This is a genomic window from Actinomadura chibensis NBRC 106107, from assembly GCF_001552135.1.
GTDB lineage: Bacteria > Actinomycetota > Actinomycetes > Streptosporangiales > Streptosporangiaceae > Spirillospora > Spirillospora chibensis.
The window spans coordinates 1-23,390 of sequence record NZ_BCQP01000093.1; the positions used below are offsets into that span (position 1 = coordinate 1).

Annotated in this window: 20 protein-coding genes; 6 read left to right on the top strand and 14 right to left on the bottom strand. The window is 72.0% G+C overall.

Annotated elements, in window-relative coordinates; translation table 11 throughout:
- On the bottom strand, positions 1-428 hold a 428-nt coding region (locus ACH01S_RS40225), incomplete at its 3' end, for an MFS transporter (RefSeq protein WP_157406363.1).
- A gap of 338 nt (positions 429-766) precedes the next feature.
- Here ACH01S_RS40225 and ACH01S_RS40230 point away from each other — a divergent pair.
- Entirely contained in the window at positions 767-1,408 is a 642-nt protein-coding gene (locus ACH01S_RS40230; RefSeq protein WP_218010567.1) for a DUF4360 domain-containing protein, read from the top strand.
- A gap of 71 nt (positions 1,409-1,479) precedes the next feature.
- On the opposite strand, the gene ACH01S_RS40235 is transcribed toward ACH01S_RS40230, so the two are convergent.
- The 6 genes from ACH01S_RS40235 to ACH01S_RS40260 form a co-directional block, all read right to left on the bottom strand.
- Positions 1,480-2,667: a hypothetical protein gene (locus ACH01S_RS40235; protein WP_067905335.1), complete on the bottom strand. Its 1,188-nt coding sequence runs from the start codon at positions 2,665-2,667 to the stop codon at positions 1,480-1,482.
- Positions 2,664-3,983 (bottom strand): hypothetical protein, encoded by a 1,320-nt coding sequence (locus ACH01S_RS40240; protein WP_067905337.1) that lies wholly within the window; start codon positions 3,981-3,983, stop codon positions 2,664-2,666. Before ACH01S_RS40240 ends, ACH01S_RS40235 begins: the two co-directional genes overlap by 4 nt.
- A 71-nt stretch (positions 3,984-4,054) precedes the next feature.
- On the bottom strand, positions 4,055-5,059 hold the full coding sequence (locus tag ACH01S_RS40245) for a bile acid:sodium symporter family protein (RefSeq protein WP_148344056.1): 1,005 nt from the start codon (positions 5,057-5,059) through the stop codon (positions 4,055-4,057).
- A 53-nt stretch (positions 5,060-5,112) separates the two neighbouring features.
- Positions 5,113-5,985, bottom strand: coding sequence for an isocitrate lyase/PEP mutase family protein (locus ACH01S_RS40250; protein WP_067905339.1), 873 nt, complete (start codon positions 5,983-5,985; stop codon positions 5,113-5,115).
- Positions 5,986-6,383: 398 nt separating this feature from the next.
- On the bottom strand, positions 6,384-8,045 hold the full coding sequence (locus ACH01S_RS40255; RefSeq protein ID WP_148344055.1) for a hypothetical protein: 1,662 nt from the start codon (positions 8,043-8,045) through the stop codon (positions 6,384-6,386).
- A 212-nt stretch (positions 8,046-8,257) separates the two neighbouring features.
- Complete coding sequence (locus ACH01S_RS40260) at positions 8,258-9,256, bottom strand: helix-turn-helix transcriptional regulator (protein WP_169809442.1); 999 nt, start codon at positions 9,254-9,256, stop codon at positions 8,258-8,260.
- A gap of 332 nt (positions 9,257-9,588) precedes the next feature.
- On the opposite strand from ACH01S_RS40260, the gene ACH01S_RS40265 reads away from it, so the two are divergent.
- Positions 9,589-10,956: a carbohydrate-binding protein gene (locus tag ACH01S_RS40265; RefSeq protein ID WP_067905344.1), complete on the top strand. Its 1,368-nt coding sequence runs from the start codon at positions 9,589-9,591 to the stop codon at positions 10,954-10,956.
- A gap of 145 nt (positions 10,957-11,101) precedes the next feature.
- Here ACH01S_RS40265 and ACH01S_RS40270 read toward each other — a convergent pair whose 3' ends face one another.
- The 4 genes from ACH01S_RS40270 to ACH01S_RS40285 form a co-directional block, all read right to left on the bottom strand.
- The gene (locus tag ACH01S_RS40270) at positions 11,102-11,884 is read right to left on the bottom strand and encodes a maleylpyruvate isomerase family mycothiol-dependent enzyme (RefSeq protein ID WP_067905346.1); all 783 of its coding nucleotides are present in this window, start codon (positions 11,882-11,884) and stop codon (positions 11,102-11,104) included.
- A 27-nt stretch (positions 11,885-11,911) separates the two neighbouring features.
- Complete coding sequence (locus ACH01S_RS40275) at positions 11,912-12,622, bottom strand: HAD family hydrolase (RefSeq protein WP_067905348.1); 711 nt, start codon at positions 12,620-12,622, stop codon at positions 11,912-11,914.
- A 169-nt stretch (positions 12,623-12,791) separates the two neighbouring features.
- Complete coding sequence (locus tag ACH01S_RS40280; RefSeq protein ID WP_067905350.1) at positions 12,792-13,235, bottom strand: nuclear transport factor 2 family protein; 444 nt, start codon at positions 13,233-13,235, stop codon at positions 12,792-12,794.
- Between the two features lie 20 nt (positions 13,236-13,255).
- On the bottom strand, positions 13,256-14,119 hold the full coding sequence (locus tag ACH01S_RS40285; RefSeq protein ID WP_067905352.1) for a TIGR03619 family F420-dependent LLM class oxidoreductase: 864 nt from the start codon (positions 14,117-14,119) through the stop codon (positions 13,256-13,258).
- 65 nt (positions 14,120-14,184) lie between these two features.
- Between ACH01S_RS40285 and ACH01S_RS40290 the strand changes: the two genes are divergently transcribed.
- The 3 genes from ACH01S_RS40290 to ACH01S_RS40300 all read left to right on the top strand — a co-directional run bounded on the left by ACH01S_RS40290 (position 14,185) and on the right by ACH01S_RS40300 (position 17,831).
- Complete coding sequence (locus ACH01S_RS40290) at positions 14,185-14,856, top strand: Crp/Fnr family transcriptional regulator (RefSeq protein ID WP_083981700.1); 672 nt, start codon at positions 14,185-14,187, stop codon at positions 14,854-14,856.
- A gap of 66 nt (positions 14,857-14,922) precedes the next feature.
- Positions 14,923-15,669, top strand: a complete 747-nt coding sequence (locus tag ACH01S_RS40295; RefSeq protein ID WP_148344053.1) for a hypothetical protein — start codon at positions 14,923-14,925, stop codon at positions 15,667-15,669.
- The gene (locus ACH01S_RS40300) at positions 15,666-17,831 is read left to right on the top strand and encodes a hypothetical protein (RefSeq protein WP_148344052.1); all 2,166 of its coding nucleotides are present in this window, start codon (positions 15,666-15,668) and stop codon (positions 17,829-17,831) included. Before ACH01S_RS40295 ends, ACH01S_RS40300 begins: the two co-directional genes overlap by 4 nt.
- Before the next feature lie 159 nt (positions 17,832-17,990).
- Here the strand turns inward: ACH01S_RS40300 and ACH01S_RS40305 are convergent, their stop codons facing one another.
- The 3 genes from ACH01S_RS40305 to ACH01S_RS40315 are packed head-to-tail and all read right to left on the bottom strand — an operon-like array spanning position 17,991 to position 21,679.
- Positions 17,991-19,487, bottom strand: coding sequence for a sugar ABC transporter ATP-binding protein (locus ACH01S_RS40305; protein WP_067905359.1), 1,497 nt, complete (start codon positions 19,485-19,487; stop codon positions 17,991-17,993).
- Positions 19,487-20,554: a sugar ABC transporter substrate-binding protein gene (locus tag ACH01S_RS40310; RefSeq protein ID WP_218010569.1), complete on the bottom strand. Its 1,068-nt coding sequence runs from the start codon at positions 20,552-20,554 to the stop codon at positions 19,487-19,489. Before ACH01S_RS40310 ends, ACH01S_RS40305 begins: the two co-directional genes overlap by 1 nt.
- A 21-nt stretch (positions 20,555-20,575) precedes the next feature.
- Positions 20,576-21,679: an ABC transporter permease gene (locus ACH01S_RS40315; protein ID WP_083981701.1), complete on the bottom strand. Its 1,104-nt coding sequence runs from the start codon at positions 21,677-21,679 to the stop codon at positions 20,576-20,578.
- Positions 21,680-21,895: 216 nt separating this feature from the next.
- Here ACH01S_RS40315 and ACH01S_RS40320 point away from each other — a divergent pair, with 216 nt between their 5' ends.
- On the top strand, positions 21,896-23,380 hold the full coding sequence (locus tag ACH01S_RS40320; RefSeq protein WP_067905361.1) for a GMC family oxidoreductase: 1,485 nt from the start codon (positions 21,896-21,898) through the stop codon (positions 23,378-23,380).
- Positions 23,381-23,390 lie beyond the last annotated feature (10 nt).

Below are 23,390 nucleotides of genomic sequence, written 5' to 3' on the forward strand. Positions count from 1 at the left end.
AGGCCGACCGCGCGGCCGCGGTCCTCCTCGCGGATCCCGGCGTCGATCAGCGCCAGGCTCCCCGGCACCAGCGCCGCCGCGCCCACCCCCTGCACCAGCCGCGCGACGATCAGCGTGTGGCCGCTCGGCGCGAGCCCGCAGCCGAGCGAGGCCAGCGTGAACACCACCAGCCCGGCGGTGAACACGCGGCGGCGGCCGTAGCGGTCCCCGGCGGCGCCGCCCGCGAGGAGCAGCGCGCTCAGCGTCAGCAGGTAGCCGTCGAGGACCCACTGCTGTTCGGCGAGCCCGCCGCCGAGGTCGCGGCCGATCGCGGGCAGCGCGACGTTGACGACGGTGCCGTCCAGGAACGCGATGCCGGAGCCCAGCACCGTGACCGCCAGCAGCCAGCGCGCGGGCGTCGACCCCAGCGGCAGTCGATCGGTCGGCATCTTCGTCCCCCGGATGCCCGAACATTCCCGTTGTGTCGTTCCCGCCTGGGCCTACCCGGCTGGGCCGGGGCAAACCGGCTGCCCGGGGCCCGGCCGCGCCATGTCGAACCGTTGTCCCGATATTTCTGTTTCAAGTGCGGCGGCGACTTCTCGCCTGTCAATTTCACTCCGCTTCAAAAGAGTTGAAAACCGACGATTGACGCTTGTCGGCTCCCTGGTTAACCTCCATTCGGATCCTGGATCCGCGTCAATTGGAGGGTGTCCTCGTGAATGTGGAATTCCGTGGACACGCTCCTTTAGCCCGTGTAACCCCCTCGCTCCTCTGAAGGAGAACGACCGTGCGCAAAGTAGTGACCGCATCGGCGGCGTGCCTCTCGGCCCTGGCGCTGACCACGGGGATGTCCCAGGCGGCGGTGGCCGACCCGCCGCCGCCGGGGAAGATCACCCTGGAAGTCCTCACGGTCAACGGCTCGGGCTGCCGCGCGGGCACCGCCGCCGTGTCGGCGGCGAGCGACAACACGGCCTTCACCGTCACCTACAGTGACTACCTGGCCCAGGCCGGCGGCAAGTCCAACCCGACCGACATGCGCAAGAACTGCCAGCTCAGCCTCGGCGTGCACATCCCGCAGGGCTTCACCTACGCGATCGCCAGCGCCGACTACCGCGGCTACGCCAACCTGGCCGACGGCGCCTCCGGCCTGGAGCGCGCGAGCTACTACCACCAGGGCATGGCCCAGACCACGCCGGTCAGCCACACCGTCAAGGGCAAGTACGAGGACAACTGGCAGTTCACCGACAGCACACCGGTGGGCGCCCTCGTCTGGAAGCCCTGCGGCGAGGACCGCAACTTCAACATCAACACCGAACTGCGGGTCGACAAGGGTACGTCCGACCCGAACACCACCAGCTTCATGTCGTTCGACTCCGCCGACGGCGGCGTGAAGACCATCTACCACTTCGCTTGGAAGAAGTGCCCCTGACCCCGTGATGACCGGGCCGCGCTCGCGTCCAGCCAGGACGCGGGCGCGGCCCCGTCTTGTCGCCGCAGGGATCAGGAGTGCTCGGCCGACAGCGCCCGGGCGATCTCCCGGGCCGCCGCGTACGCGCCGCGCAGCGCCTCGCCGCCGCTGAGCGGCCTGCGCTCGTCGGACTCCGCGTAGGTCACGAGGGCCAGCGCGTCGCCGTCCCGGAAGAGGACCGTGCCCGGCACCACGCCGGGGACGTGGACCGCGAACGCCTCGTCGCCGAGGCCCGGCACGGGGTGGAAGTACTTCCGGTCGCGGACGCTCAGCGGCTCCTCGGCACGCGCGTCGATGTGCCGGATCGCGTACTCGCGGGCGGCCGACCGCACACCGTCGAACGGGCCCGCGCCGGGGACGACCGCGACCGCGACCCGGAGGTCGCGGTCCGGCGACCGCCAGGTGCAGCCGCGCTGCCTTGCCCCTTCGACGGCGAGGCCGGTCTGCGCCGACTCGGAGCCCCCGGCGGCGCCGTCGCCCGCGACCAGGTCGCGCAGTGTCCGCTCCGGCAGGGCGGCGCACAGGTCGGGGATGGTCCGCGCCGGCGCGGGCCGCGCGGGGGCCGCGACCGCCGGACGGACCGGGCCCCGCGCGCCGAGCCCGGCGACGACCTCCGCGGCGGCGGTGAACGCGCCGTCCCGGGCGGCCGCCTCCGGCATCGGCAGGCGGGTGGCGGTGTACTGGACGACGGCCCTCGCGTTCCCGACCCGCGCCACGACCGTCGCGCCGTTGGACGGCGACACCTGGAGGAGCGCCTCGTCGCCGAGGCCCGTGACCGCCTGCCCGGTGACGCCGGACCACCGGGGGCCGAACGACTTCATCGCCGCCGACAGGGGCGCCCGCCCGGTCGCGAGCAGGTACGGGTACGCGGTCGCGGAGGTGTCGGGGGACAGGTCGACGGCGATGGACAGGTACCGTCCCGACCGCTCGTCCCCGCCCCGCGACGCCCACGCGCACACGCCCCGGGCGCCGTCCTTGACCAGGCGCGGCCCGTCCACCAGGCGTTCGAGGGTGGCGGGCGAGAGCGCGCAGCCCGCCGGGACGGCCCGCACCAGCGGCCCGGCCGGGACGCGGTCGGGCCCGGACGGCGGGTCGGGCAGCAGGTCGAGGGGCCCCGGCGTCGGGATCACCCAGAGCAGGGCGACGCTGAGCGCCAGCGTCACGATGGAGGCGAAGACGACGGCGCCGGTCGCGTCGGCGGTCCGCGCGGACGAGTTCATGATCGCAACGACCTCTCCACCGCGACGGCGACCGTGTAGGCGCTGTCGACCAGCCGCCTCCCGGTCAGGGGCACGTCCTCGTCGGAGCCCTGGTAGGCGACCTCCACCAGCACGTTGCGTTTCTGAAAGACCACCAGGCCGACGTCGCCGTCCGACGCGCCCCGCTGGACCTTGGTCACCGCGAAGGCGCGCTCGCCCGGCCCGGTCAGCGGTGTGAAACCGGTGAACGCGTCGAGCCCGGGGGACTTCCCCTCGCGCTGGTCCTGGTAGACGCCGAGGAACTGGCGGGTCGCGGTGAACGTGCCGAGTCCGGGCAGCCGCTCGCCCGCGACCGCGAGCGAGACGGTGAGCGTGCGCGACCGTCCCTCGTTCGCGAAGCGGGACGTGCGGGCGTTCCACACGCACGCGTCCAGGGACATCCCGGCCGGAGCCGCCGTCGTGATGAGGGTCGCGCTTCCCCGCCGCCGGTACGCCTCGCGCGCGACCTTGTCGACGGTGGGGGCCGGGACCGTGTCGCACGGTTTGGGGACCGCGCGCAGCGGCGGCGTGACCGGGTTCTTCACCGCGCTCAGCACCGGCCGGGCCGCGGCGCCCATGCTCCTCGCCGTCTCGGCCGCCGCGGCGAGGGCGCCGTCCAGCGCGGTCTTCTCCGGGATCGTCCGGCGCCGCCCGCGCACGTCGTCCCACCCCTTGTAGCGGACGGACACGACGGCGTTGCCCACCCGGAAGCCGACCTCCGCGCCCTCGGTCTCGACCTCCGCCGAGTAGCGGGCGGTGGCCTCCTCGCCGAGCCCCTCCACGAGCTTGGGCGGGACGGGGCTCGCCGCCCGGTCCGGCCCGGCCGGGCTCAGCGCCTGCATCGCCTCGGTGATCGGCGACTGGCGGCGTCCCTTCGACAGCGTGATGTCGACGTACAGGACGCGCTCGTTCCGGAAGTCGCCCACGCAGAACCCGCACTTGGCCTTGCCGTCGTCGAGGGAGTACCACATGCAGCTCCCCGGACCGCCCTGCCTGAAGACGTTCCCCTTCTCGGCGTCGCGGCCGGAGCCGGGGGCGAGCCTCGCGGCGGTCGCGTCCGACACCCCGCAGTTGCGGGGGAGCTTCGTGACGACCCGTCCGGCGGGGACGCGGTCGGCGCCGGCGGGCGCGGCGAGCAGCGGGCCGTCGGAGATGCCCCGAGGGGCGGGGTCCCGCGAGACGGCGACGGCGACGGCGGCCGAGACGGCCAGGACGAGCGCGATCGTCGCGGCGGCGGCTTGCCGCCCGCGGCCCGTCCACCATCGCGGAGCGGGCCCGGGCGGACCGGAATCGGACACACGGACTCCAGAGGGGGGTTCGACCGGTGGTGATCCCCTTGGACTCCGCGAATGGAACGAAGGTTCCGCGTTCAGGCGGCGGCGGGCGCGGGCTCGGCGATCTCGGCCGCCGACGCGAAGCGCTGCGCGAGCCACGAGCAGACGAGCAGCTGGAGCTGGTGGTAGAGCATCAGCGGGAGCACGACGGTGCTGATCCCGGCGTCCGCGAACAGGACGGTCGCCATCGGCAGCCCGCTCGCGAGGCTCTTCTGTGAACCGCAGAAGAGCATCGTGACGTGGTCGGGGCGGGAGAAGCCGCCGAGCCGTGAGATGAGCGCCGTCAGCGCGAGCGCGACGGCCAGCAGCGCCGCGATGACCAGGGCGAGGACGCCGATCTCGGCGGCCGCGAGCCCGTCCCAGACGTCGTTGACGACGCCGCGGCTGAACGCGGTGTAGACCATCAGCAGGATCACCGCGCGGTCGTAGCGGGACAGGGCGCGGCGCCGCGCCCGGACGACGTCGCCGATCCACCGCTGCGCGGCCTGCCCGAGCAGGAAGGGCAGCAGCAGCCGGAGCGCGATGTCGCGGACGGACTCCAGCGAGAACCCGCCGTCCCCGGCCGAGATCAGCACCGTCGCCAGCAGCGGGGTGAGCACGACGCCGAGCAGGTTGGACAGCGAGGCGCTGCAGATCGCCCCGGCCTCGTTGCCGCGCCCGATCGACGTGAGCGTGATCGACGACTGCACCGTGGACGGCAGCACGCACAGGAACACGACGCCCTGGTAGAGCGGCTCGCTGAGGAGGGCGGGCACGAGCGGCAGGCAGAAGAGCGCCAGCACCGGGAAGACGAGGAAGGTGACCGCGGAGATCGCCGTGTGCAGCCGCCAGTGGCCGAGCCCGCGCAGCGTCTCGGCGGTGCGCAGCCGGGCGCCGTACAGGAAGAACAGCAGCGTGATCGCGACCGTCCCGGCGTGGTCGAGGACCGCGGCGAAGCCGCCGCGCGCCGGGAACATCGCGGCGATTCCCACGGAGCAGAGAATCGCCGCGATGTACGGGTCGACGTGCAGCCGCGCCAGTGTCGCGGAGATGATGCGCATTGCCTTTCGCTGCTCCTCGTGGCGGGCCGCCATATCGCTCTTCCGGACGGAGGTCAGGCGAGTGAGTCGGTCAGCGCCCGTCCCTCCCTGGGGTGGTTACGGCTGATGTTGGCTTCGAGCAGGGCGAGCGACTCCTTGACCCCGACGCTGCCCTCGGTGTGCTCGGGCAGCCGCCCGTCGTTGTGCTTGAGGCCGAGGACCGCGTCCTCCATCGCGCTCTGCGCGGCGAACAGGCACGGGGTGCTGTAGATCGCGACCTTCACGCCGAGCTCGGCCAGCTCGGGGAGGGAGATGCGCGGCGACTTGCCGCCCGCGATCTGGTTGAACAGCAGCGGCTTGTCGCCGATCACCTCGCGGACCTGGCGGATCCGCTCGATGCTCCGGACGCCGTCGACCAGGATGACGTCGGCGTCGGTGTCCGCCAGCGCCTTCGCGCGCAGGAGGATCTCCTCCTCCTCGGTGGCGTCGGTGCGCGCCACCACGACGAGGTCGCGGCGCGTCTCCAGCACCATGTCGAGCTTGGTGAGGTACTCGTCCAGCGGCAGGATGCGCTTGCCGTCGACGTGCCCGCAGCGCCGCGGCCGCTGCTGGTCCTCCAGGATCACGCCGGAGGCGCCGATCATTTCCAGTTGCTCGACCACGTGGCAGGCGACCTCCGGGTCCACGTAGCCGTCGTCGATGTCCACCAGCAGGTGCCGTCCGGGAAAGGCGAGCCGCAGCCGCTGCACGAACGCCACCATGTCGGGCCAGGCGATGAAGCCTATGTCGGGCAGCCCGTAGTACGACGCCGCGAACCCGAATCCCGACACGAACATGCCGTTGAAGTGCCTTGCGGCCACGGAGGCGGAGAACATGTCGAACACCCCGATCAACGGGGTGGTGCCATCCGACATGATCTCTCGTCGTAGCTCGTCTCCGTAGTTCACCCATCACTCCTCTCATCTCGTGGGTGGAGCGACTTGTCCGACTGAGGCGGAATGCCGCCTCTGCGGCAATGGACGCGTCAGTCGCTGTTACGCGTCACGGACAGTTACGCATTCACAAAGTCGGGAGAGAGTAAAGGAAGATTCTGCGGCACGCAAAAACAGATCCGGTTGGGTAGGTTTGTAAGACGATATGCCGACTTATATTCGTGGCCTTTGCATAGATCTTTAGGGAATGGCGCGCCGGGCCGAGCGGTTCGCTTCGGAGACCGCATGCAAAAGAAATTCAGCTTTTGTGGGCGCGCGTGCGAACGCCTCCCGTCCGGGAGCGGCGGGGCCGGGGGACCCGGGTCGCCGCCGTCCCGGACGGGAGGCGCTCAGAGCGGTGTGCTAAAGACGGGTCAGCTCAGGCCGTAGGCCCGCGTGACGGTCTGGTCGACGGAGTATCCGGAACTGTCGGACGCCTGGAATCGAAGTGCCACATAGCCATTGTTGACGGCGGGGTGGGTGACGTTGGCCGTCCATCGGTCGGTGCCGTTGGGGGTGAGCGTGACGGTCGTCCAGGTGGCCCCGTCGTTGAAGGACGCCTTCAGCGAGATCGAGGCCACAGCCGTCCCGCCGGGCGGGCGCTGGATGTACACGTCCAGCGGGAAGGTGGTGCCGGACGGCGCGCGCCCGCTGGTGTCGAAATTCCCGCCGATGCGCGGCTGGAGCACGTTGTGCTGGTCGACGAACGGATCGGTGGAACCCTCCGCGGACGGGAACTTCCAACTGGCGTTGATCTTGGTCGCGTACTTCGACCAGCCGACGGTGCGCTGCACCGCGAGGTCGAGCCGGTAATTGGCGGCCTGCGGCGGCACGGTCCAATTGTTGCCCAGCGGATTGGTGCTGGTCCCGACCTGCACGCCGTTGCGGTAGAGGGTGAGAGAGCCGGTGGTGCCGGTCGAGGACTGCCCGCCCAGGTTCTGGTGGTCCAGCACGGAACTGTCGGCCAGCAGCGGCGCGGTGACGAAGAGCCCCTGCCCGTGCCCGATCCTGAGGGTCGGCCCGAACGCCGCCTTGTTCCAATTCTCGGAATAGGTGCTCCCGGCGGTGTACGTGCGCGGCCCGGAGTCGTTCTCGGCCACCTGCTGGCCGAGCGTGTAGAGGTAGTTCCCCGTCCAGTGCACGCCCGCCGCCGTGTAGTAGACGCGCTGGGTGCTGGGCGCGTCGGCGGGGTGGGTGAGCCCCAGTTCCCGGCCGCCGAAGCCGTCGAAGTCGATGACCACGCTGTGCGGGCCGGGGCTGGTGGACGCCACGCCCTGCGACCCGTACGTGGTGTTCACCAGGGCCAGGCTCGCCGGCGTCGCCGTGAACGTCAGCGTCGAGGGGATCTGCCCGCTCGTCGGGAACGCCAGGTTGTAGGCGCGCGGCGACGGCAGGGTGGTCAGCGGTTCGACCTGGCTCTCCACGTACACGAAGTGGTACGGCCGGGTGGTACTGGCCGACGGCCACGCGTACAGCGGGACCGTCGAGTTCCCCCTGAGCGTCGTGGAGATCTCCTGCCCGGCGATCTCGTCGACGATCTGGGCGTAGCTGTCCACCTCGGTGGCGGTCGTGGACGGGCTGACCGCCTTGACCTCCGAGGCCGTCCGCGCGTCCAGGGTGATGTCGGTGTCGGCGCCGACCGTCAGCGTCGGGTTGCCGTAGAGCGCCAGGCTGTCGGGCACCCACGGGTCGCCGGTGACGACGATCGCGGTCAGGCTGTAGTCGCCCGGCGGCACGCTGCCCGTGAGCGTGTCACCGGAGACGTTCAGCGGATATTCGGTTCCGGTCGCGGTGTCGATGATGGTGGCCACCGGCGCCACCTGCGCGCCGTTCCTGTCGATGCCGTGAATCGTGACGGAATGGTCCACGAGCGCGGCCTCGCGCGCGGGGGCCTTGGTCTTGCTGTGGCCGAGCCGGACGAAAGGCCCCGCGGCGTCGCGTGGCTTTTCGCCCTGGTCGGCGGCGGCCGGCTGAACGGGGACGAGCAGCGCCGCGAGCGCGGTCATGCTGATCAGGGCTGTTCTCCAGCGCCTCACCTGAAGTCCCTTCTGTGCGATGACAGAGGTCGGAGAGTGGGCGCAGAACCGGGACGCGGAAACCCTCTCGGGGAGGATCGCCGCTGCGGGGAGTTCCGTCCCTTCGGTTACGTGATCATCTTACACATGATCTTTGAATTCCGGTGAAAATGCCGATTGAGCAGCGGGAACAATGGCCCCTTCCGGTCCGTGCCGGGGGCGGCGCGGGCCGGTCAGACCAGCCCGCGCCGCGCGGCGTGCACCCCCGCCTGGAACCGGGTGCGGGCGTTGAGCGTGCGCAGCAGGCGGGCGACGTGGCGGCTGACCGTCCGCGCGCCCATTCCGGTGTGCCGGGCGACCGCCTCGTCCTTCAGCCCGGCGGCGAGCAGGGTGAGCAGGTGCCGGTCGACGTCCGACAGGCGGGGCCAGACGTCCTGCGGGCCCGAGTCGTCGTCGGCGTGCAACGGCGTCGCCTGTTCCCAGCACGCGTTGAACACGCTGATGAGGATGTCGAGAAGCGTCGACGGGCGGATCAGCGCGGTCACGCCCGGTTCGTCGCCGCGCAGCGGCATCAACGCCAGCTCGTCGTCGACGATCACGAGTTTGGTGGGCGGGTTCTCCAGGATGCGGGCGCGTTCGCCGATGCCGCAGTCGTGCCGCGCCATTTCCAGCCGCTCCGGGATCGCGAGCGCTTCCGGAGTGTAGATGACGCGATACTCTATGCCGTTCGCGAGCCGTTCCCGCTCGATTTCGTTCGGCACTCCTGGATCGACCGCGTAGGGCGGTTTGTCGATCGCCTTGATCTGCTTGACCGCGCCGCGCTGGACCTGTTCCCAGCGCTGCGACACCGCGTCCAGCCCGTCGATGATCTCCACGAGTTTCTCGGGGTTGCTGCGCTGTTCGATGGCCAGCAGGTCGCCGCTGAGCCGTTTCGCCTCGATGCGCGCGCGGATGAACTCCGTTTCGCGCTTGCGTATCAGCGTCTCGACGACGGCGTCCGGCGGGAAGGGGAAGTAGGCGGGGTCGGGGGAGACGTCCACGTCGACCATGCCGAGGGCCTCCAGGTCCATGAGGATTCCGGCCAGCCGGGAGCGCGGTTGTTCCGTCAGTCCCGCCAGCTCACTCAATGTGCTGCCGGGGTGGTAGAGCAACGTGGTGTAAATGGACTGTTGCAGAGCGGTGACGCCCAGAGCCGCGAATGGATTCTCGCTGGTAGCGATGCCGGGGAGCATGGACCGGATTATGTAGTAACGGCGTAAGGCCGCCAAGTCTTCGCAGCTCATCTGGTCTCAAACCGGCCAAGTACGCCGAGGGCGAGCGCCATGATCCGCAAGATTTACCGGTGCGGACGGCGCCGGCCGACGCATCTTTCGTGACCGGCGCCGCCCGCGCACTCACCAGAGCCGAACGATTTTGCGCCCGTCCCGCGCGGCTCGGCAAGTGGGTGCGATGGCGAGTTTTGGACAGCGGCGACAACTCGCCAGAACGCGGTCCAGGAAAGGGCTTCTCAGCCTATGCGAATGCATCTACCTTTACCGCACCCCCCACCCCGAGGAGAGAGATCATGTCTCACAGACGCGGCATGCGCGTCGCGGTGCTGACCGCCGGTGCGCTCTGCCTGGCCGGCTCCCAGGGCATCGCGACCGCGCAGGCGAAGCCGGCGGCGCCGGCCCAGTCGCCGTACTCCGCGGCCACGGTCGCGAACGTGTCGCCCACCGTGCTGCGGGCGATGCAGCGCGACCTCGGCCTCACCGCGGCCGAGGCGAAGAGCGCACTGGTCAACCAGTTCGACAACGGCGTGACCGCCGGCAAGCTGCGCCTCAAGCTCGCCGGCAGCTACGGCGGAAGCTGGGTCTCCGGCAAGACCGGTGAAACGCTCCATGTCGCGACGACGGACCGTTCCGCCGTGGCGGCCATCGCGGCCCAGGGCGCGCAGGCGACGGTCGTCGGCCACAGCTTCGCCGACCTGAACGCCGCCAAGGCCAAGCTGGATCGTGCCAGTCAGCGCGGCGTGAAGTCGCACGCCCCGGTCTGGTACGTGGACGTCCAGACCAACAAGGTCGTCCTGCTGAGCGCCACGCCCGCGAAGGCCCTCGCCTTCGCGAAGTCCGCCGGGCTCAGCGCCGACACCGTCACGGTCAAGCGCTCGAACATCAAGCCGCGCACGTTCTACGACCTGCGCGGCGGCGACGCCTACTACATGAACGGCTCCGGCCGGTGCTCGATCGGCTTCCCGGTCAAGCGCGGGACGCAGTCGGGCTTCGCCAGCGCCGGGCACTGCGGCCGCCCGGGCACGACCACCAGCGGCTACAACCAGGTCCAGCAGGGGAGCTTCCAGGGATCCACGTTCCCCGGCAACGACTACTCCTGGGTCGCGACGAACAGCAACTGGACCCCGACCGCGAAGGTGAACGGCTACGGATCCGTCGCGGACCGGGACGTCACCGGCTCGACGGTCTCCCAGCCGGGCACCCAGGTGTGCCGCTCCGGTTCCACGACCGGCTGGCACTGCGGGAGCATCCAGGCGCTCAACACCAGCGTCACCTACCAGGAGGGCACCGTCTACGGGGTGACCCAGACGAACGTGTGCGCCGAGCCCGGTGACTCCGGCGGCTCGTTCATCTCCGGCACCCAGGCGCAGGGCGTGACCTCCGGCGGCTCCGGCAACTGCAGCAGCGGCGGCACGACCTTCTTCCAGCCGATCAACCCGGCGCTGTCGGCGTACGGCCTCACCCTCTACACCGGCGGCAGCGGCGGCGACCCCGGTGACCCGGGCGACCCGGACCCGTCCGGCACCTGGGCCGCGGGCACCGTCTACAACGCGGGCGACACCGTCACCTACAACGGCGCCACCTACCGGTGCATCCAGGCCCACCAGGCCCAGCCCGGCTGGACCCCGGCGGCCGTTCCGGCGCTGTGGCAGAAGGTCTGATCCCAGCAGGCTCATAACGGGGGCCACCGTCCGGCACCCGTGAACGGCGCTCCCTGACCGCGGCGCCGTTTCTCCCAGGGCCTTCCCCCAGTGGCGACACTGGGGGAAGGCCGCTCCCATTTCCCGGCCTGGGTCTCGCGCTTTCCTATTCGGCTTCGAGCCAGAATCCCGCCCGTTCCAGCCAGAGGTCGAGAAGGGCCTCGTCGCCGCTGACGTCCACCCGGTCGCGGAAACCGGGGCGCCGGTAGACGAAAAGGAGCAGGTCCGTCAGCGCGCCGCGGACGGCGACCGCGGACTTCTCGTGGGCGCGCCGCCAGGTCGCCGGTTCCGTGCTCAGGTCGACGACCCATTCGGCGGGCTCGGCCGAGTCGGTCGCGTGGAAATGCAGCGTCCGGCCGGGGCCGATGAGGCCGGGTTCCGACGTGGCCTCCTCGTACACCGAGTAGCCCATCCATTCGTCCAGCGCGTCGACCGCGAGATCGGCGGCGAGCGTGAACTCGGCGCCGATCGTCAGCGCGACGTCGGCCCGGTGGACGGCGGTCTCATACAGCATCCGCCGCGCCCAGAACCCGGCGGAATGGTCCTCCGACGGGGACCACACGGGTGTTTCGGGGGCGGCGTCGCGCAGCGCGTCCGCCAATTCGGCGGCGCCTTCGGCGAGCCACCGGTCCAGCGTCTCGTGATCTGTTTCGCGGTATTCCGCGAGGTCGTTCACCATTTCGTCCGGGACGGGCCCGGTGGCGCGGGTCCGGACGACCTCCGCCGCCCAATGGTGGTCGCCGCCGATGTGCCCGAGCAACTGCCCGAGATTCCAGCCGGGACAGGACGGCACGGCGGCCCGCAGGTCGGCGCCCCGCGCCATTTCCCGCACGGCGTTCGTCTGCGCGACGAGCTCGTCGCGGTGGCGCTCGAAACTCACCCCGTTCATGGAGGCACCCTAGCGGCGCCTTCGCGGTCACGCGCCCTGGGCGAGAAGGGCCGGGAGTTCTTCGAGGGACCGGATGACGGGCGGCCCGGTCGGCGTCGGGTCGTCCTTGCGGTTGAGCCAGATGCCGCGCAGGCCCGCCTTCGCGGCGGCGATGGCGTCGGTGTGCAGCCGGTCCCCGACATAGGCGACCTGGGGCGGGGCGAGCCCGAGCCGGGCGCAGCCGTCATGGAAGATCTTCGGGCTGGGCTTGGTGTCGCCGGTCTCGCTGGATGTGATCATCTCGGGCAGTCTTTCGGCGAGCCCGACCCGGCGGAGTTTCTCCCGCTGCTGATCGGCGTCGCCATTCGTGAGGACGCCGAGCCGCAGCCGCGGGTGCCGTTCGGCGAGGACGGCCAGCATCGGGCGGACGTCCGGATACACGCGCCACGCCGATTCGTAATGGTGCAGATAGCCGGCGAACCACGCGTCGGCGCGCCGGGCGTCCCAGGTGCCGAGTCCGAGTTCGGACGCGAGGGACGTGATCCGCAGCCGCCGCTGTTCGGTGAACGTCAGCCGGCCGGCCAGGTAATGCTGGACCGCCTCTTCTTCGAGTTCCTTCCAGCGGCGCCGCGCGTGCGCCTGGTCGAGTGCCGGGGAAAGGGGCCTAAGCGCCTGGGTGAGCGCGATCGCGGCCGCGGTGTCGTGATCGACGAGTGTGCCGTCAAGATCGAACAGGACGGCCTTGATTGTCGGGGTCATCGCCGTTTCTCTCACGGTTGGCCGCCGCCCGCCAGCGGACGCGTCATGCAACTGCAAAGACCTGTCGGGACGCGGATGTTCTTTTCCCGGAAATTATGGTCCATGCACTTGCGCGGCGGGTGCGCCCACGCCGAATCGGGCCCGCCAATCGGGCGAGAATACGCCACCGTCAGCGCGCGGCGGCCGTCCCCAGGGTCGCCATGGCGCGCTCGGGCTCCCAGTGCGCGCGCAGGGACGTGATCGACCCGGCGCCGTCCAGTGTGTAGACGATGACGCAGTCGATCGTCATCGCGGCGCCGTTCGTCACGGTCGTGATGGTGGCGACGTTCGCGCAGCACGGGCCGTTGGCGAACGAGTCGGCGACGGTGAACCGGAATTCGTCGACGCCGGCGATGAACCGGTCCCAGAAGGCTTCGAGCGCGGCGCGGCCCCGGTGGCCGCCGCCCGCGGGGTCGAGGAAGGACGGCCCGACCGGGTCTTCGACCAGGGCGTCCGCGGCGAAGAGCGCGAGCCAGTCGGCCCGGCGGCCCGCGGCGACGGCGGACATGGAGGCGCGGGCGGCGCGGCGGGCCGGATGGCCGTCGTCCGGGGCGAGCCAATTGACGGCATGCATGTCTATAACGTGTTCTCGTTTCAGACGCGGGCGATGACGTTCTCGGCGAACCGGCCGAGCTTTTCGATCTTCTTGGCGAGCGGTTCGGTGTCGGGGCCTTTCCGGTAGGGCGCGCGGAAGCCGACGATCACGTCCGTGACGCCCTTGTCTTCGAGCCGCTTGACGCCGTCCGGGGTGTAGGCGTCCGGCGAGATCACGTGGATCTCGAACGGCGCGTCCGCCTTTCCCTCCGCCGCGCGGATCCGGTTCAGCGCGGCGAGGAGCCCGTCGAGGTCGTCACCGCCGCCCGCGTGCATCCAGCCGTCCCCGCGGACGACGGCCCGGCGCAGCGCCGCCTCGCTGTGCCCGCCGACGAGGATCGGGAACGGCCCGGCGGGCGCCATCTTGACCGGCGGGACGTCGAAGAACTCGCCGTGGTACTCGAAGTAGCCGCCGCCGCTCAGCCCCCGGACGATGTCGATCGCCTCGTCCATCCGCCGCCCGCGCCGCTCCCACGGGACGCCCATGACCGCGAAGTCCTCCCGCCACGGGCTGAGCCCGACGCCGAGCCCGAGCCGCCCGCCGGTCAGGTGCGCGACCGAGGTCGCCTGCTTCGCCACCAGCACGGGCGGCCGGACGGGGAGCTTCAGCACGAACGGCGTGAACCGGATCGTCCGCGTCACCGCCCCCATCGCCGCGATCAGCGTGAACGTCTCGATGAACGCCTTGTCCTCAAGGAACTCCCGGTTCCCGTCCGCCGTATAGGGATAAACCGAGTCCGACTCCTTCGGATAGACGAGCGAGTCGGCCACCGACATGCTCGTGTACCCCGCGTCCTCCGCCGCCTTGGCGAGCGGCAGATAGAACGACGGATCGGTCATCGCCTCGGCATAGGTGAACCTCATCCCCGCATACTAGAACGCGTTTCATTTTCCTGCCAGACCGGGTCTCGGGGGAGCATCATTGCCCTGTGAGTCCCGAACCCGCGGGCGTCTCGGCCCGCACCTGGGAACTGCTCGTCGCGAACGGGGTGCCGCGCCGGTGCCGCGCGGGCGAGGTCCTGCTCCGGCAGGGCGATCCGGCCTCGCACGTCCTCCTCCTGATGTCGGGCCGGGTGAAGGCGCTGCTCACGCTCCCGGACGGCGAGGTGCTGCTCCTCGCCGTCCGCGGCCCCGGCGAGCTGCTCGGCGAGGTCGGCGTGCTCGGCGGGGACGGCCGCTCCGCGACGGTCGTGGCGATCGACCCGTGCGCCGTGCGGGCCCTGTCCGCCGACCGGTTCCGCGCGCTGCTGCGCGAGTCCGGGGCGGAGGAGGAACTGCTGCGGCGGGCGATGCGGCGCCTGCGCGAAGGGGAGGAGTGGCGCGCGGAGACGGCCGCGCTGCCCGCCGGGCCGCGCGTCGTCCGGGCGCTGCTGCGGCTCGCCGTCCCCGGCGGTGGCGTCCCCAGCGGCGGCGACGTGGTGGACGTCGGGCTCGGCCAGACGCAGATCGGCCAGGCGGTCGGGCTGTCGCGCGGCGTCGTCGCCGGGGAGCTCGCCAGGCTCAGGGCGCTCGGCGTCGTCACCACCGAGCGCGGCCGGACCGTCATCACCGACCTGCCCCGGCTGCGCGCGCTGGCCGCATCGGGACGCGGCTCTGTCTGAAAACCGACAGTGCCTCCGCCGGTTCGTCCGCAAGGTTGGGGAGAACCGACGTCCTGAGGAGAATCCGTGGAAGCGTTCCGTGCTTTGCTCGTCGTCGACGCCGAGAGGTTCAGCGCGCACCGCGACGTCGACCTCCGGACGGTCCACCGGAAGATCCGCCGGGTCCTCCAGGTCGCCTGCCAGGGGAGCGGGCTGGGCGAGACGTGGGAGAACGTCCGGTTCATGGAGAGCACCGGCGACGGGATCCTCGCGATCCTGCCGCTGGAGGCGGCGCCCGCGCTGATCGACCCGTTCCCGCGCCGGTTACAGAAGGCGCTGGCGGACGTCGCGCCGGGCCTCCGGGCGCGCGGGCTCCGGCTGCGCCTGCGGGCGGCCCTGCACATCGGGCTCGTGGACGACGAGCGTCCCGAGGCGCCCGGCGTCTCGACGGCGACCATCGACGTCAACCGGCTCCTCGACGCCGTCCCGCTGCGGGACGCCCTGCGCCGCAGCGACCCGGAGGTCACCTTCACCGCCTTCATCGTCTCCACGGAGCTGTTCGCCACCTACGTCGCGGGCGGGCGCACCGGACTGCGGGAGAGCCAGTTCACCCCGGTCCAGGTCAGGGTGAAGCGGTTCGACCGTCCGGCCTACCTGTACGTGCCGACGCCGTCGTCCGTCGACGATCCGCCGGGCGCGGCGGACGGACCCGGGGACGCCGGGGGCCCGGGGCCCGCCGGGCCGTCCCTCAGCGGCCTCACGATCAGCGGCGACGGCGCGCAGAACGCGATCGGCAACACCGTCGGCGGCGACCTCCGGCAGGTGCGCCGATGACGACGATGGAGGACCTCACCGTCGTCGGCGACGACGCCCAGAACGTCATCGGGAACACGGTCTCCCGCGACCTCGTCGTCAACCAGCTCCGCTTCGTGCGCGGACGCCCGTCGATGGTCCTGTCGGAGGGCGAGATCACCGACCGCGTCGCGGGCTACGTGCGGGCGCGCAACCACGACGTGATCGTGGACGTCCTGCGCCGCCACCACGCGGTCTCGCTCGCCGGGCCCGAGGGCGCGGGCGTCGCGACGACGGGGATCGCGGCGCTGCGCGAGCTGCGTCCCGGCCTGCCGATCCACCTGTTCTCCGCGGGCGAGGACGACGTCCAGGAGATCTCCGGCGCGGAGCGCGGCTACCTGGTGCGGGCGGCCGACGAGGGGGAGTCGCGGCTGCGGTCGTGCCTGGAGGCGGTCCGCGCGTCCGGCGGGTTCCTGCTGGTCGTGGGCGGCGAGGCCGACCAGCGCGGGTACGCCGAGTTCCTCCCGGCGGTGCTGGTGGAGCCGCCGCCCGCCCTGGCCGTCTTCCGGCGCCGGCTGGAGCGCTGCGGCCTCGGCGGCACGCACTGGCCGCACTGGCCGCGCGCCGCCGAGCTGCTGAAGCTCGCGACGCCCGGGGACGCGCGGCGGCTCGCCGACCTCGTCGTCGCCACCGCCGACGAGCGCGAGGTCGAGCGGGCCTACCTGCGCTGGAAGGAGCAGTTGACCGGCTGGTTCGCCGACCATCCGGGCTTCCAGGACCAGACGCTGCTGGTCGCCGCCGCGACGATCGCGCCCGCGGACGAGACGAGCGTCTACGGGGCCGCGCTGTCGCTCGCCCGGCAGCTCAAGATCCGGGTGGAGGGCGGCGGGCTGGCGTGGTGCCCGTCCACCGGGCTGGCCGAGCTGCTCGGCGCGGACCGCCTCGACGAGCGCATCGGGTTCCGCCGCCACGGTTTCGCCGAGTCCGTGCTGCGGCACGTCTGGGACGACTACCCGCTCGCGCGCCTGGACCTGCTGTCCTGGCTGTCGGCCCTGCCCACCGACGAGGTCGTGACGCTCAGCCAGGAGTTGCGCGGCAAGCTCGTCGAGGTCTTCGCCGACCTCGCGGCCGAGCACGGCTCGGTGGAGAAGATCGTCCAGATGGCGGAGGCGTGGGCGGGGGACCGCTACCGGTCGGCCGACCTGTCCTACATCGCGCTCGCCCGGACCTGCCTGCACCCCCTGGTCGGGGGACGGGTGCGCAGGACGCTGTACGAGTGGTCCAGGTACCGGCAGGCGCCGCAGACCCTGAAGCTGACCGTGGTGCGGGTCTGCCAGGTGCTCGGCCTGACCCACGTGACGATCGCCCTGACCCGGCTCAAGCACCTCGCCACCCACGGCAACGAGCAGGTGCAGGACGAGGTGCTGGACGTGGCGCGGGCCCTGGCGGGCACCCATCCGCGCGCGGTCGTCGCCGCCGCGCGGGACTGGTCCCTGTCGTCGGTCCAGCTCACCATGGGTCAGGACGGCTCGCGCCGGGCCCGGGTGGGGCTGCGGCTGATGCTCGACCTGCTGCCGCCCGGGTCGGCGCGCGGGCCCCTTGAGGTGATCGACCATCTCGCCCGCCGGGGCGGCGGGCGGATCCGCGCGGTGGCGCTGGACGCGGCGGCGGAGCTGGCCGTCCACCACCGGCACGAGGTCGTCGGCGCGGCGCTGGCCTGGGCGGGGAACGCCGACAACCGTCCGCACGAGGAGGCCGCTCCCCGGACGTCGCTCGGGACGTCCCTGTTCCTGCGCCTCGCGGCGGACCGGGACGCGGCCGGATGCGCGCTGACGCTGACCGGCCCCGGCGCGGTGGACCCGCGCGCGTGCGCGGCCCCGTGGCGGGTGGCGATGGCCGCCGCCGCGACCGGGGCGTCGCCCGGCTACGACGGCTTCCCGCAGGCGGCCGGGCTGTGGGTGGAGACGGCGGTGGCGCGGCCCGACCTGCGGCCGCGGATCGTCTCGATGTTCGCGGCGGCGGTCGGCCCCGACCCGAACCTCCGGGAGTTCATGACGGCCTTCGTCCGCGCCTGGGCGGGCACGCGCCCGGAATGCCGGGACGTCCGCGACGACCTGCTGATACAGGTCCTCCAGCCCGAGTGGAAGCGGCTGCTCCTGGCGGGCTGGGTGTGGCTCCGGCGGGCCGTCGCGACCGGGCGGTGACGCTCGCGCCAAACATCGACACCCAGAGTGGGGATTCTTCCGGCCCCCGATTCGTTGAACGGATCGGGAGATGCGCCGAGCGGTCTGGGAGCGTTCGGGGTGCCCGACGGCCTGCCCGCGCCGTACGGCGCGGGCAGGCCCCCGACCACCGGTGCGGGGCTACTGGCGCTCGCCCGTGTTGGACACCCGGACGATCGTGTGCTGGTCGAGGTCGTCGCCGGACAGGTGGGCCGCGATCCGGCCCCGGTGGAAGACGAGCACGCGGTGGCACACCTCGGTGAGCTCGTCCAGGTCGGTGGACGCGAGCAGGACGACGGCCCCGTCCGCGGCCGCGCCCCGGACCAGGTCGTGGATCTCGGCCTTCGCGCCGACGTCCACGCCGCGGGTCGGGTCGTCCAGCAGCAGGACGGCCGGGGACGCCTCCAGCCACTTCGCCAGCACGACCTTCTGCTGGTTGCCGCCGGACAGCAGGCCCACCCGCTGGTCGACGTCCCGGCAGCGGATGCGCAGCCGCTCGACGTGCCCGCGGGCCCGCGTGCGCAGCGTGCCGCGGCGGACGAGCACGCCGTCCCGGCTCAGCCCGATCGAGCGGACCTGGCCGATGTTCTGCCAGATCGGCTGGTCCAGCATCAGGCCCCGGCCGCGCCGGTCGCCGGACACGACCGCGACGCCGCCCGCGATCGCCTGCCGCAGCCCGCGCGGCGCCGGGCGCCCGCCGGGCAGCCGGACGGCCCCCCGCGACGCCCGCCGCAGCCCGGCGACCAGTTCGAGGACGGCGAGGTGCCCCGCCCCCGCGAGGCCCGCGACGCCGACGACCTCCCCGGCGCGCACCCGCAGGTCGACGTCGTCGAGGACGCCGTCGACGGACACGTTCTCCAGGCTCAGTTCGCCCTCGGCGTGCTTGATCTGCGGGACGGGCGTCGTCGACGACTCCGGCCGCGGCCCGAGCATCGCCGCGAGGATGTCGTCGATGGCGAGGTCGGCCCGGTCGGCGCCGCTGAGCACGGTCCGGCCGTCGCGCAGCACCGTGATCGTGTCGCAGAGCTGCATGACCTCCTCAAGGATGTGCGAGACGAACACGACCCCGACCTGGCGTTCGCGCAGCACCTGGAGGATGCCGAGCAGGCGGTCGGAGCCGTCCCGGTCGAGCGCGGACGTCGGCTCGTCCAGGACGAGGACGCGCGGCTCCGACAGCAGCGCCCGCGCGATCTCGACGAGCTGCCGCTGCCCGAGCGACAGCTCGCGGACGAGCGTGCGGAGCCCGACGTCCAGGCCGAGCTGCTTGAGGATCGGCCCGGCCGCGTCCGCCATGGCGCGGCGGTTCAGGAACGGGCCGCGCCGCGGCTCCCGCAGCGGGTACAGGTTGGCGAGGACGTCGAGGTCCGGGAACAGGTTCAGCTCCTGCGACACGACCGCCACCCCGTGCCGGACGGCGTCGGCCGTGTCGCGGAAGGCGACGGGGTCGCCGTCCAGGGTGAGGGTGCCGCCGTCGGGGCGGATCGCCCCGGACAGCACCTTCACCATGGTCGACTTCCCGGCCCCGTTCTCGCCGAGCAGGGCGTGCACCGAGCCGGCCTCGACGCTGATCGTCCCGTCCGCGAGGGCGGTGACGCCGCCGTAGGACTTGGCGATGTCCCGTGCGCGCAGGACGGCCATCAGTTCGCCTGGTCCAGCGGCTTGAGGTACTTGGTCGGGTTCGCGAGCTGCTCGTCCACGATCGGCTTGAAGAACGCGGTCCGGCTCTGCTCGTTGACCTGCCGCTTCATGACCTCGTCGATGTTGGCGCTGTTGATGACGAGGGTGCCGGGGTTCCACCAGCCCTCGGGCAGCTTCGTGCCCTTGCGCTTGGCGTCGATCATGAGCTGGAGCGCGACGTAGCCCTTCAGCCAGTGCTCGGGCGAGGAGAGGGCGAACAGCGACCCGTCCTTGACGGCCTTCAGCGCGGCCGGGTCGATGTCGCACGACCCGGCGAGGAACTTGCGGCCGGTCTGCTTCTGGATCAGCGGCAGCGAGACGCCGTCCTGGCCGCCGACGCCGAGGAACGCGATGGCGTTCGGGTTCGCCTTCACGATCGAGTTCCAGGCGTTGTAGTTGTCGGTCGGCTCGGACTTCGAGTCGAGCGGACCCTTGATCGTCAGCTCCGGCCGCTCCTTCTTGATGACCTCGGTGAGGCCCTCGATGCGCTGTTCGAGCAGGCGCAGGCCCGGGATGTCGTTGCCGATGACGACCTCGCCCTTGGTGCCCGCCGGGACGTGCTTGATGAACTCCTGGCCGAGCGCCCGGCCGACCTCGGTGTTGCTGTTGCCGATGAACAGCTTGGTCTTGGTGCCGGGCGGCGGCGCGGCGTCCACGGCGACGGTCGGGACGTCGTCGTCGTCCGCCTGGACGAGCGGCCGCACGAACAGGTCGGGGGCGAGGCTCTGCAGCCCGATGCCGTCCTTCGAGTTGCGGATCGCGGAGCGGAAGAGCTGCACCTGCGCGGGGCCGTTGACTCCGGTCGGCGCGGCGGCGTTGAGCGTCACCTTGCCGTCGGCCGCCGACGCCGCCTTCGCGCCGAACGCCATCTCCTGGAACGGGTTCTGCGTCGTCGACGCGTATATGAAGGCCATCTTGAGCGTGCCGGTGTTCTTCTTTCCGGACCCGCCCGAGTCGCTCGACCCGCACCCCGCCAGCGCGACGGTGCCGATCAGGACGGTGGCCAGGGTCAGGGATCTGATCCTCACGTTTGCTCTCCTCGGGGGTGTTCAGAGTCCGAGCCGGGCGCTCTCACGCCGCCGGCGGCGGCGCACCAGGCTGTCCAGCGCGACGGCCGCGAGGATGACGCCGCCGGTGGCGAACGCGCTCCAGTTGGCCGGGATGTTGAAGTACTGCAACCCGCTGGTGACGACGCTGAGGAGCACGGCGCCGAGGCAGGCGCCGACGACGGTGGCGCTGCCGCCGCGCAGCGGCGTCCCGCCGATGATCGCGGCGGCGATCGCCTGGAGCTCGAAGCCGGTGCCGATGTTCGGGTCCCCGGAGGTGAAGAACGCCAGCCCGAGCACGCCGGACAGCCCGGCGAGGCCCCCGATCAGCACCAGCGCCTGCATCCGGACGCGCGGGATCGAGATCCCGGAGAACGTCGCGGCGTCCGGGTTCGACCCGATCGAGCGCACCCGGTACCCGAACGGCGTGAACCGCAGGACCAGCGTGAGCACGATCGCGACGGCGACGAGCACCCACACGCTCGTCGGCACCCCGAGCGTCTTCCCGCCGAGCACGGTGAAGAAGGAGCTCTCCAGCGGCAGCCCGGTGACCTGGCGGCCGTCGCTCAGCGCGAGGGTGAGCCCGCGGAAGACCGACAGCGTGGCCAGCGTCGCGACGATCGCCGGGATCCCCACGAACTGGACGATCAGCGCGTTGACCAGCCCGAGGGCCATGCCGAGGACGATCCCGAGCAGCGCCGCGGGCCACGCCGGGATGTCGTGGTTCATCATCACGCCGGTCGCGATCACCGTCAGCCCGAACGTGGAGCCCACCGACAGGTCGATCTCGCGCATCGACAGCAGGTAGGCCATGCCGCAGGCGAGGAGCCCGACGTACACCGCCGACTGGAGGGTGTCGAGGAGCTGCCCGACGCGGAGGAAGTCCGGGTGCAGGATGCTGATGAACGCGACCAGCACCAGGGTCGCGACGAGGACGCTCGTCGCCTCGCCGCGTCCGGCCCGGACGGCGAGGACCGGGAGCCGCGACTGGGCGAGCGACGCGGCGTGCCCGAGGCCCTGGGGCTGCGCCCCCGCCTTCCCCGCGTCGCCGGTCTTCGTCGCGTCACCGTCCTTCGCCTCGGCGCCGGACTGCCGTTCCGTGGTCACGGGCGGAACTCCTTTCGTCGTCCGTCCGTGCTCACGGGCGGACTCAACTCGTCGTCCCCCGACTGACGTTGACGGCAGGTTGGACCCCGTCGCCGCCCGGGTTCTTGGCTGTGCCGGAACAGTCCTTGTCTGTGGTGGCACGACCTGCGGTGATCACGGTCGCGGTGGAGCGCGCGAACCTACGCTGAGCGCACTCGTCTCCCCGGGAGGTCAGCGATGCGCGACGACTGGACGGCCGACGTGATCGTCGTCGGGGCCGGCTCGGCCGGCTCGGTGGTCGCGCGGCGGCTCGCCGACGCCGGGCGCCGCGTCCTCGTCGTCGAGGCGGGCCCGCACCGCGCCGAGCCCGCCGTGGACGACCCCGCCCGCATGCACGAGCTGTGGGACTCGCCGCTCGACTGGGGGTACCGGACCGTCCCGCAGCAGGAGGCGCAGGGGCGCCTCCTGCACCTGCCGCGCGGCCGCGTCGTCGGCGGGTCGCACGCGCTGAACGCGATGATCTGGGTGCGCGGCAACCCGGCCGACTACGACCGGTGGGCCGCGCTCGGCAACGAGGGCTGGTCCTGGGAGGACGTGCGGCCGCTCTTCGCGCGCGCGGACGGGCTCGACGGCGGCGGGCCCGGGATGCTGGACGTCCTCACCGGCTACGAGCCCGACCCGGTCCAGCGCTCCATCGTGGAGGCCGCGCGGCAGACCGGGCTCCCGTTCAACCCGGACTACAACGGCGCCCGGCAGGACGGCGTGTCCTTCATGCAGTTCACGATCCGGGACGGGAAGCGCCTCACGACCGCCGCCGCCTACCTCGCCCCGGTGATCGGGCGCGGCGTCACGCTCGTCCCGGAGGCGGACGCCCGGCGGCTGCTCTTCGACGGGCGCCGCTGCACCGGCGTCGAGTGGATCCGCGAGGGGGCCGCCGAACGCGGATACGCCGACGAGGTCGTGGTGTGCGCGGGCGCGATCGGCTCGCCGGTGCTGCTGCTGCGCTCCGGGATCGGCGACGCGGACGCGCTCGGCGGCGCCGTCGTCCACCTGCCCGGCGTCGGCCGCAACCTCCAGGACCACTGGCTGGTGCCGGTGATCGCCTCGACCGACCGTCCGCCGACGCTGACGCGCGGGCTGCCCGCGACGCAGAGCCACCTCTTCTGGCGCAGCCGCCCGGGGATCCGGCTGCCCGACCTCCAGCCGCTGCATTTCGGCGTCCCGCTCTACGAGCCGTGGATGGACGGCCCGCCGCACGGCGTCTCGCTGATGGCGGGGCTGGTCCGGCCGGAGTCGCGCGGCGAGGTGCGGCTGTCCAGCCATTCCGCGTGGGACGCGCCCGTGATCGACCCGCGCGTGCTGTCGGCGGAGGCCGACGCAGAGGCGCTCGGCGTCGCGGTCCGGCTGTGCCAGGAGATCCTGGGCGCGACGGAGCTGCGCCGCACGTGGGGGGCGCGCGAGCTGTACCCGGGGCCGCTGGCGAAGAGCGCGGACGGGCTGCGCTCCTACGTCCGGCAGTCCGTTGTCACGTACCACCACCAGGCGGGCACCTGCAAGATGGGCGTGGACGACGACGCGGTCGTCGACCCGCGACTGCGGGTGCGGGGCGTCGACGGGCTGCGGATCGCGGACGCCTCGATCATGCCGGACGTCCCGACCGGCAACACCAACGCGCCGTCGATCATGATCGGGGAGAAGGCCGCGGACCTGCTGGCCGGGTAGGGTTTGGGCG

Excerpts from the sequence above, each read along its gene's own strand:
- ACH01S_RS40235 (WP_067905335.1), bottom strand. The coding sequence starts at position 2,667 with ATGAACTCGTCCGCGCGGACCGCCGACGCGACCGGCGCCGTCGTCTTC.
- ACH01S_RS40245 (WP_148344056.1), bottom strand. The coding sequence starts at position 5,059 with ATGCGCATCATCTCCGCGACACTGGCGCGGCTGCACGTCGACCCGTAC.
- ACH01S_RS40260 (WP_169809442.1), bottom strand. The coding sequence starts at position 9,256 with ATGCTCCCCGGCATCGCTACCAGCGAGAATCCATTCGCGGCTCTGGGC.
- ACH01S_RS40265 (WP_067905344.1), top strand. The coding sequence starts at position 9,589 with ATGTCTCACAGACGCGGCATGCGCGTCGCGGTGCTGACCGCCGGTGCG.
- ACH01S_RS40270 (WP_067905346.1), bottom strand. The coding sequence starts at position 11,884 with ATGAACGGGGTGAGTTTCGAGCGCCACCGCGACGAGCTCGTCGCGCAG.
- ACH01S_RS40275 (WP_067905348.1), bottom strand. The coding sequence starts at position 12,622 with ATGACCCCGACAATCAAGGCCGTCCTGTTCGATCTTGACGGCACACTC.
- ACH01S_RS40280 (WP_067905350.1), bottom strand. The coding sequence starts at position 13,235 with ATGCATGCCGTCAATTGGCTCGCCCCGGACGACGGCCATCCGGCCCGC.
- ACH01S_RS40285 (WP_067905352.1), bottom strand. The coding sequence starts at position 14,119 with ATGAGGTTCACCTATGCCGAGGCGATGACCGATCCGTCGTTCTATCTG.
- ACH01S_RS40300 (WP_148344052.1), top strand. The coding sequence starts at position 15,666 with ATGACGACGATGGAGGACCTCACCGTCGTCGGCGACGACGCCCAGAAC.
- ACH01S_RS40305 (WP_067905359.1), bottom strand. The coding sequence starts at position 19,487 with ATGGCCGTCCTGCGCGCACGGGACATCGCCAAGTCCTACGGCGGCGTC.
- ACH01S_RS40320 (WP_067905361.1), top strand. The coding sequence starts at position 21,896 with ATGCGCGACGACTGGACGGCCGACGTGATCGTCGTCGGGGCCGGCTCG.